Annotated in this window: 2 protein-coding genes; both read right to left on the bottom strand. The window is 38.0% G+C overall.

Annotation, left to right across the window (positions count from 1 at the left end):
• Positions 1–9,875, bottom strand: a 9,875-nt coding sequence (locus SKA34_RS06850) for a GEVED domain-containing protein (RefSeq protein WP_232284236.1), incomplete at its 3' end; no start/stop codon positions are given.
• A 904-nt stretch (positions 9,876–10,779) separates the two neighbouring features.
• A partial coding sequence (locus SKA34_RS23300) for a helix-turn-helix domain-containing protein (protein ID WP_006644764.1) occupies positions 10,780–11,042 on the bottom strand: 263 nt, incomplete at its 5' end.

Below are 11,042 nucleotides of genomic sequence, written 5' to 3'. Positions count from 1 at the left end.
TAACCAAGCTCAACAAGATCTAAAATACCATCATTATCATCGTCAATATCTATAGAGTCAGGCACGCCATCACGGTCAAAATCATTTTGCGTATTACCACCACCAGTACCATTTGTCTGAACATACACATGGAAGTCAGATACTTCACCGCGATTCATTAAAATACCCAACTGACGCGGATCTTCTGCTGTACCAACAACACTATTGAGTGGAATTAAATCTTCAGATAAACGTAAACGTATACTGTAATATTTATTTATGTGTTCCCATGCAGGTAGATTCGTCCAAGTAATACTCACTGTTTGTTGACCACTCGCAGATGGGATCACTATGGCGCCATCATAAGTATTACCGCCAACAGATGTAAGCTCACCGACTTCCATGACACTGTCACGATCAAAGTCAAACCACGCATAGAGGTAAGCATCTTTACCTGTCGTATTCGTTACTGGAATATCAAAACTAACAAGATTATCGGTATCCTTAATATCAATTGGACCAATTGCATCTTCGTCATCAACACCCGAATCATCATCACGACGTGGATCATCATTGTTAAAATAAGTACTGATTGTTAGATCAACAGAGTCAGCATCTGTCGCTTCAGTACCAATAAACAGCTCTGTACTTGGGTAATGCGCTGGCCCGCCGTGCTCTAAACGGGTTGTATAGTCAAGGCTACCAGGGGTTGTCGATAAACCTTCTAATTCATCGCGTAAATCCCCCATATCAAAGCGATCAATACGGATTTGATGATCTTCAATTTCACCATTTTCACTCACGGCACCAATAGAACGAGGATCTTCATCAGTACCACTAGCACCGGCTAAGTCTAACGGATCAATTTCCGTTAAACGTATACGCATGAAGTAATTACCAGTCGCAACGTTAGCAGGTAGATCTAGGATCATATCCGCTTCTTGTGGATTATTAGTATTAATGCCAACATGGTTTTCACCTTCTTTACCCGCAGGATAAGAAGTACCCACTCGACTTAATACTTCATCAACTTCAAATATACCGTTGTTATTCCAATCAACCCACGCATACAGATAAGCATTGTTGCCACCCGTGTTATAAATAGGCTTGAGCTTAACTTTATATTGTGATGTTTCAGCACCAATATTAATAATATTGTTATGCAATGAAATATCTAAAACATCATCATCATCATTATTAACATCATCACCATCAGCGTTAGCCGTTGGTTGACCGTTATCATCAATATCAGTTTCAACTTCACCTAAACGTACTGTTGTTGAGGCTAATTGTGATGGACCATTATTAGCTAATAATGTTTTATAACTCGGCTCTCCACTTATACCGTCAGGTGCATCACCGTAATCTAAATCTGTTGAACAACTGTTCGATTCATTGGTTAATGATAAATTGTCAAATACGATGCCATAATTTCTATTATTACTTAGCGATGCAGATGTAAAAATAGACAACGAAATACTGTTCATAGTTTGAGTGGGGGTAAATGTGATCTCTTGAGTTGCTAATACTGTATTAGAAGAGACACTTAAAGAAGCTAACTGAACATGTCCAGAAGGAACCGCAACCTTGCCAGCTGCAACAACATTAGATTGAGTGTTACCCCAAACACGAAGGTCTATATTAGATGCTTGATTAAATTTACCAGCATTTAATTTACCACCAGCTATATCAAGCGTTAATTTATAAGTATCTCCCGCATTCAATGGTGAAGGCAAATCGATCGATAGGCCCTCTTGGTTGCCTGAATTAAACGTTAAACCTATAAAACGACTACCGTCTGTTGGTACATAATTATCAAACCAATCTGGACGAGTTCCATCAAAATGGTCAGGAGTCCCCTCATCAGTCCAGCTGTACCAAGGCGCATCAGAATCTACGATAACAATTGAACGACCGTTACCACGAGAAGACTGTGTTTCAAAACTCGGTGAAATTAGCTCTATGTCACAAAGCTCTCCAGTAGGGATTAACACTGCTAGGTCAACTTTATGATCTTCAACTTCACCAATACTCCCAGCGCCGTATGAACGAGGGTCAAGAACATTATTCGTAGCACCAGAAAGATCTAAAATTTGGTCTGTCAGTCTAACCCGCATATAAAGCGGACCATCAGCCACAACACCATCAAAGCGCCAATTCATGTGAATGACGGCATCATCAGGCTCGTCAGAAGCGATACCATAGCCTCCATCATCTTCACGACCGCTTACAAAAAGTTCATTAACTTCAAAGCTACCATTGCGGTCCATATCTAACCAAGCATAAAGAAACGCTTCAGAACCTGTTGTATTAGTTACTTTAATAGACTGGCTAATATAATTTTTATTTGCCAACAGCTCATATGTTCCTAATCCATCTTCATCATTAGTACCATTATCATCATCACCTGATGCATCTGCATTTGGAACACCATCATTTTCAATATCTGTCGCAGCGGTTCCTAAATAAAGTACACTCGATGGGGTGTGGGATGGACCATCATCAGAAGCTAATGTTTTATAACTGATTGGTGCATCACCATAATCAGCTGGTGTTCCAGGGCTATCAACATCTCGATAATCAATGTCTTGCTCTAACGGCACAACCGAGCCATCAACAGTATCACTGTCACCATCACCAAAGATTGTTTTTAGGTGAGCAACTGTACTTGCAGATACTTCATCAGTTGGTGACCATAAGCCTGGTGAAGAACCATTAATGGTAGAGTCATCGTTGGCATCGAAAATATCTAATAAACCATCACCATCAGTATCTGCTGAACTGGTTATAGAATCAGGATGTGATGGGCCATTCTCTGCAATATCAGCAGTACCGTCGGCATCTGAGTCATCATCAATATAATCAGGGACACTATCACTATTTGTCGCCGCACTTTGGTCTGTATTAACTGGCGTTAGGCCTAACCCACCAGTAGTACTTGTAGTAAGGTAAGCTGTATTTAAACCATCATTAGCTATGTATTGTGCAAAGCTATTTACATTAGGAAGAATATAATCATCAGACGTTTGGGCTTCGATATTATCTGGAATACCGTCATCATCTGCATCAATATCTCTGTGGTGACCTTCTTGTGTTACATCGAGATCTTTAGTTAATAACTCAACACCACAAATCGCAAAATCATTACCTTGACCACTGTTATTACTGCCGCTAGCAACAAAATTATTACGAACTGCAATTGTTGTTACTGGCTCATCAGAAGAAGGGGTGTAATCAAATGTATAGTAATTTTCACCACTTACAATCGTCTCATTAGGATTAATAATTTGATTATTAATGACACCTTGGGTGCGTGTCATCGTACTTTGAGACATTAATACACGTAAACGATAAGTAACACCTGCTTTTAAAGTAGTCGTTGGTAAGTATTGAGACTTAACACGATAGAATTCATCGTTAAATGAAGTGGCATTTAACCCCTGTCCAGCACAACGACCAGCTGTATCAAATTCATTACATAAGGTTAAATAAGCATAGTAACGGCCACTTGAACAACTACCACCATACCCTTTCCAAGTATTATTCACTTGGTTACCAGTATTACTGCCCATACCATACTGACCAGCACAAGCCAACGCATTACCGGATGGATTACTATCTCCTACTCCACCAACATGAGACGGTGAATAATAGAAACTATCACCTGTATGTTTCACTAGCGGGCACTGATTAGGATCATTTGGGTTTACAGGATCGAAGTAATCTCTGTAAAGATAATTTGGATCAAAGCCCAGTTCATCAATATCTAGGATACCGTCATTATCATCATCGATATCAATTGAATCAGGCACACCATCACGGTCAAAATCAGACTCTGTTGAGCCGCCACCGGTACCACCACTTGCAACCACTCGAATAGAGTAATCCTCAATTTCACCTTGCGTGAAATGAATTCCCAGTGCCCGAGGATCTTCATCGGTACTAATCGCACCAGATAGCAAAAGTTTATCCTCTGACAGGCGGAAACGAATACCATAGTGTTGATTGAGTAGTGGCCATGATGTGATATTATCCCAAGTGACACTGTAATTTGTCGCAGAACCACCATTGTCAGGAATAACAATCGCTCCATCATCTGCAATATTGCCTACTTCAGTGAGCTCACCAACATCGAATTGACCATTATGATCAGCATCAAGCCATGCATATAAATAAGCATTCTTACCCGTATTATTAGACACCGAGAGATCAAAACTGACTAAATTATCTGTTTCGTTCACCGTCACTTGTGAAGTTGGTAACGAATCTTCATCATCACGTGTAACTGTTGGTGCACCAGAGTTATCATCCTTAGTCGCATATGCAGACGTGTAAGTCGTATTATATGTTGATGTGTTGTAAGGATCTGGATCCGTTGGATTAGTACCTATAAATAAATCAGTGCTAGGGAAGTGAGCAGGACCGTTATCTCTTAAACGAGTTCGATGATCAACCGATGACGTTGTTGATGATGTTCCGTCCGTTGTATCTCTCAAATCCCCCATATCAAACCGACCGAAATAAACACGATGATCTTCAATGGCACCTATTTGCTCGACAAGGCCTAAAGAACGTGGATCTTCGTCAGTTCCAGTAGCACCTTGTAAATCTATTGAGGTTGCAGATAAACGAATTCGGATAAAGTAATAGCCGTTATCAAAGTCACTTGGCACGGAGATACGGGTATCCATAATCTCCCCCCAAGTAGCATAGAAAATAGCTTCACCATTAGAGGTAGCTAAACCTTCATCAACTTCGAAAATACCATTCTTATTCCAGTCAACCCACGCATAAAAATACGCATTTTGACCAGTTTCATTTGTTAGTGGATTAAAGCGCACCTGATGAGAACCATCAGCATTACCGACATTAATTATGTTATTAGGGTAGTAACCAGACAACGCTCCTTCATCGTCTATTTCTGTACTATCATCGCCATCAGCAAGTAAGGTGACTAATGCTTCGGATTCAATATCGGTTGGATTTGCTCCCATATATAATTGTGTTGAAGGTAAATGACGAGGACCATTACTTGCAGCTAAGGTTTTATAACTTTCCTCACCGTCTAGTCCATCTGGCGCATCACCAAAGTCATAGACAGGTTGTTGACTTGGCTCATCACCATCTCGGAAATCTAAATCTTGAGATAATGGTTCGAAGTTATTAACATCGCCATCATCGTCACCAAATGAGTTTACACGTTGAGAAATAGAAGCAGTTGTTAATTCGTCATCAGGATGCCATGCATTAGCGCCGCTACTATCTGTTGCATCAAAAATATCCCATAAACCATCACCATCAGTATCAGTATTAGCACCACTACCAGGGTGAATATTATCAGGGCCATTTTCAGCAATATCTAATACCCCATCCCCATCCGAATCTGTATCAATATAATCAGGAATGGTGTCAACACGGCTAGCAATACTTGAAGTGCCGTCAGTATTAACTGGAATAAGTCCTGGACCACCATTTTTAGTTGTAATATAGCTACTATTAACACCGTCATTGATATTGTAAGTTTCAGCATTGTCATTTGAAGGGAATATGTAATCTTGCGTTGATTGCGCTTCAATATTATCTGGTATACCGTCATCATCGGCATCAATGTCTAAACAGTTGCTTGAAGACGTTGCAGATTCTGCTTGGAATGAAATATTATCCATCGCGAAATCATTACCTGAACTCTCAGTTGTACGATTATATACACCCCAATCTATTGACGTTTTACTGCCACTATTCCATACATAGCTAAATGTTTTATATTCAGCCGTTGTAATGGACGCTGAACGATCTGGTACATACTGCGCAACTGAGACACCATCAACATAAAAGTGAATTTCAGGTTCAGCATTTGGTACGGTATTGGACGGATGCCCTTGAAGGTTATTGGTATTGATTTTCACATCAACACTAAATACATAATTAGTATTTGGTTTAATTGGCAATTTGTTTACTGGTTTATAAATATAACCAGCTTGTTTTGGATCATCTGACTCACAAACATCAGAAGATGGTACACTTCCTCCTTGATAGTCATGAGTACCAAAAATAAGATAGGTATTGCCGTCACCATCATCCCAAATAGTTGTCGTTTCAGAACAACCAGAACCAGCAAGGTAACTACCAACTTGTTGTCCTTGTGAATTCGTCGGTGTTGAACCACCACCTAAATATTGTACAACTAAGTTTGGCTCTAACGTATATTGACCTGTTGTTTCAAATCCTGTTGCTTCTACTGTAGTACTATCAATTGCAGCTTGTAGACTTGGGACTTCATTAAAGGCATCAGAGAAACGTTGGAAATTTTCACTGTGAACAACACTACAGTCTTCGTCAACATCTAAAATACCATCATTGTCATCATCTAAGTCACGACCATCAGGCACGCCATCTTTATCAAAATCACTAAAGTCACCGAAGTCGTTAATACCCTCATCAGGTTCTGCAATAAGCGAACAATCAATTGACTCATTTGTTAACTCTAAATTATCAAAAACAATACCGTGATTATGTTGGCCCCCAGTAATGTTGTCACTTGTGTACGCTGATAAAGTAATGGTGTTCATATTTTGAGCAGGTGTGAAAACGAGCTCTTGTGAAACTAAAGTTGACCGTGATGTTATAACTTCCGATGCCAGTAATACGTGACCTGAAGGTGGTAACAAAGGATCATTCGAAACCATATTTTGTTGAGGATTACCCCAAACCCTAATATCCAAATTAGCGTTGCCATTAAATTTACCGGTATTACTTACTTGCCCACCGGCAACATCTAGTTTTAATTTATACGTTTCACCTGCTAATAAGGGTTGATGTAAATCTAACGATAGCCCTTCTTTACTGTTTGAATGAAAAACCATACCAACGAAGTAAGAGCCATCGGTTGGAGAAAACACGTCAAACCAACTCGGTAATGAGCCATCGGAATGATCAATCGTTCCAAAATCAGTCCAGCTATACCAAGGACCATCAAAATATTGAATAGAATTAGTGTTAAATCCCTCATTATTAGTTTGGCTTTCAAAACTAGGAGAAATTAAATCTATATTACATAGATCGGTCGGTGATGATGGTACTAGAAGTTCTAATTTATGATCTTCAACCTCACCAATGCCACCATCACCAAATGAGCGAGGATCAACATCATTATTATTGGCACCTGTAGCGTCCAATATCTGATCTGAAATTCTGACACGCATATAAAGCGAACCGTCAGCAATGGTTTCGGTAAAACGCCAAGCGAGATTTATTGTCCTTGCATCATTACTATTTGCATAGAGCACTTTGGTGCCATCAACTTCTCTACCGTTACCGAATAGTTCATCGACTTCAAAACTTCCATTTCTATTTAGATCTAGCCAAGCATAAAGATAAGCCTCACTAAAGGTACGATTTGTGGCAGTAATAGTTTGACTAATAAAGTTTTTATTTGTAAATACGCTATATGAACCTACAGCATCCTCGTCATTATCTCCTGCAAGGTTGTCCCCATCAGCATCATTACTAGGAACCCCATTTGACTCACTATCTGTCGCTGTTGTACCAAGGAAGATATCACTGGATAATGAATGGAATGGACCATCACTATCCTTGAGTGTTTTATATGAATCTGGCGCATCACCATAATCAGCCACAACATCATTTGCAGTCGACAAAGAAATAACAGAGATTAGGTGATCCTCGATTTCTCCATCGTCAACAGCTCCCATAGCACGCTCATCCCATGATGTTGAAGAAACATCAGCAGGAAGACCATGTGTCGTAATTCTTAACCGGAAGAGTTTATCCCCTGTTTGTACCGCTGGTAATCCAGTCCATGTTAGTGATGCAGAACCTGTTGAGTTATCGTTTGCATCACTACAAATACCTTGCGCATATTCTGAAGATTCAAACTGCTGGTTACTGTTGAAATCAATCCAACCATAAACGATGGCACCAAGTTCTTGATCACCATCATGGTCGTTACAAGCAATAGAAAGAGAGAAAGTGTCTGAAGAAATCGAGTGTGTAACATTTTGATGTGCATCTTCGTCATCACTGCCTGAGCTATTATCACCATTATTTGTGTCATCGAGAACAGCAGTATTTGATTGATAAGTACCAGCTTCAGTATCTGGTTTTACATCCCCTAAATAAACAGGGCTAGCCACTTGTGTAACAACATTGCCGTAGAGGATTTCCACTACATTATTTAGATTGAGCACTTTCTTATTTGGCCAGGTAACACGCCAAGCATTTGTCCCTTGAGAAACAACCGAGTAATAACTCGCTTCTTTACCAAGAACAAGGCGGTCATGCCCATTACCGCCAGAATAGCTGGCCCCTTGGGCGTTTAAGTTATTATTAATAACGAGCATGTCGTTATTGTTACCACCATTGGCATTACTATTATTAGGCATATTTTGATATGTCCAAGTAATACCATTGACGGGTGGAGATAAATCACTGTTTACAACAACATCTGTCGTAGTTCCGCCAGGAATATATTTATGACGAGCACCATTACTTGCCAGTAATGTTGCAGGTGTAGCATTTGTACCATCATCAATGGCGTCACCAAAGTCATAATCACCTGTCTCTACTTCAGTATCTGAATCGGATACAGGCGGATTTAAACAAACAGCAACATTGGATTCTAAATGATCCGATGTGTTTGAATTATCGGTATCTGCTGGCGTAGTATACCCGTCACTCCCTGTTACTTTGCCGTCAGCATCATAGCCAGTACCGTCTACTTCACCATCGCCATTCGCATCCGTAAAACCAGCCTCTATAGCATCCTTACAAGTGTCACCGTCGCTATCGGTATCTAAATGGTCAGGTGTACCGTCAGTGTCTGTATCTTGACCTTCACAAGTTGCAATATCTCCAGTAATGGAAAGACCATCTATGTAGAGAGCTGTGTTTGCATCAGTATCATTTCTAAAGGTAATATTATAGTTACCGGAAACGGATGGAGTGAAAGTATAAGTTTGTTGATACCAATTACTTCCCAAAGCTATTTCATCAGTCGTACCTAATACTGTGATAGCACCAAATCCAAGTCTATAGCTAACTTCTATAGCACCGTTATCAAGATACCCAGCACCATCATCGAGACCAAAATTTGCCATTTCAAAACTAACTGTATAATTGACATTGGCTTCTAAATAAACAGATTGGTATATCGTTTCACTATAAGAGGGTGTAGAACCAAGTAATACCCATGTTCCACCATCATTTGAATTAGTTGGTGTTGCTCCACACCTATTAATATTAACACCATTACAACTATTAATATCATCTATATCCGGTGTACCAGTATCAAGCCATGAGCTTGGACTAGCGTTATTATCTACTGTTCCATCTAATGAACCATTAGTAAATAGATTTGTACCTGCTGGAATTAAAGAACATCCTTCATCAGTATTTAAAATACCATCGTTATCACTGTCTAAATCTAAAACATCAGAGTATTTAATATACTCAGGAAGAGGAGTAAATGAGATATTCTTATCACCAAATAATAATTCTAAATCCCAATCACCACCTTTATTAGATGCTCCAGTCTTATCATTTGATGCTAATACAGTTACTTGAGCATATTCTGAGAACTTCTCTAATAGATTAATACCCTCTTCATTTTCACCTATATCACAAGCGAGTAAGTTTATTACACCGTCACTTCCTAGCTTTAAGCCTATATCTTCAATTACTTCTTTATATTCACTTATATTACTTAACGTAATAATATCTTTACCGAACTTTATTTGACCAGTCTGTCCATGAGAGAATACATCTACTATCTTATTACCACTTTCAATCTTATTAAGAATATCATCTATGCCATCTATTTTATTATGATTCAAATCTAACATTTCAAAAGCAGAGCTGTTAGATAATTGAACATCCACAAAAGTAACTCTCTCAGATTCTAAGTTATTGTTTAAGATAGATTCACATACATTAGAAGAGTAAGCAGAACCAGAAATAAGAGCAAGAAAACAGGTTATAATTAATTTAACGCTGCTATTTTTAATTTTATTTATCAAACAACCTCTCATCGAATTTCGGGTACTATAATTCGGTCTAACATGAATGGACTTATTAATTGGATTAATTCTCATTTTTGAAATGTGCGTAATATAAAAGAGACAACTTCTTAATTTAAGAAGGTTATCTGATAATATTTCCAAGCTTTTTGAGTAAAGAGAACTCAACATAATGAGATTCCTTAATATAAATATCAGCACATTGAAAAATGTAAGTGACGCTTACAAATAAAGTCTGGATTTTGAGAATTCCGTCTCAATAACTTTAAATATAAAAGTAGTCAATTAATAACCTTACCACAGGCATTTTTTATGCCATTAATAAAAACCATTGCTTAGTTATATTTTTAAGGTTTTAATTAAAATCTTTTCAGTTAAATTTTAAATTTCAATGCAAATTGGAAAGCAGTCAACAAATACCAATGTATAAATCATTAAAGATAAAATCATTGAAACAATAATTTAAACATAAAATAAAATCATACTCTGTAGAGTGTAATGCAATTAAGATAAACCTTATACTAACAAACATCTTAATTTAAAATAAAACATTCAGATTATTATTTATTGGAAATAATAGAGTTAATAAAAATCATGTTCTCTAATAAGAGAAAAGATCATAAAACTTATAAGAAAGTAAATATTAATAAATCAATTTCAATTTTAAGAATTCATTTAATAAAAGGTAATTATCAAAAAAGTTGATAAAGCGAATAAAAAAATAGCCTCTAATAAGAGGCTATTTAAAACAAGTGACAGCTATTAATTATACCTCGTGGGCACGAATTTCACGAAGGTAGCGATAGATTGTATGAATAGATATATCTAATCCTTTCGCTGCAATTTGTGCACTATCTTTTAGGTCAAAAACGCCTAATTCATGCAAACGAGTTACTATCTCACGACTTTTTTTAGATGGTGGAATACTGCTATCATTCATCACTTGTTCTCGCACATTCTCAATTGAACTGTGCATCATTTCATCATTATTTCTTGCGAACGTTTCGGATGTTATCCCAAAGTCAAAAT

It is taken from the genome of Photobacterium sp. SKA34 (assembly GCF_000153325.1).
Lineage (GTDB): Bacteria > Pseudomonadota > Gammaproteobacteria > Enterobacterales > Vibrionaceae > Photobacterium.
This window is presented reverse-complemented; position numbering and strand designations above follow the sequence as displayed.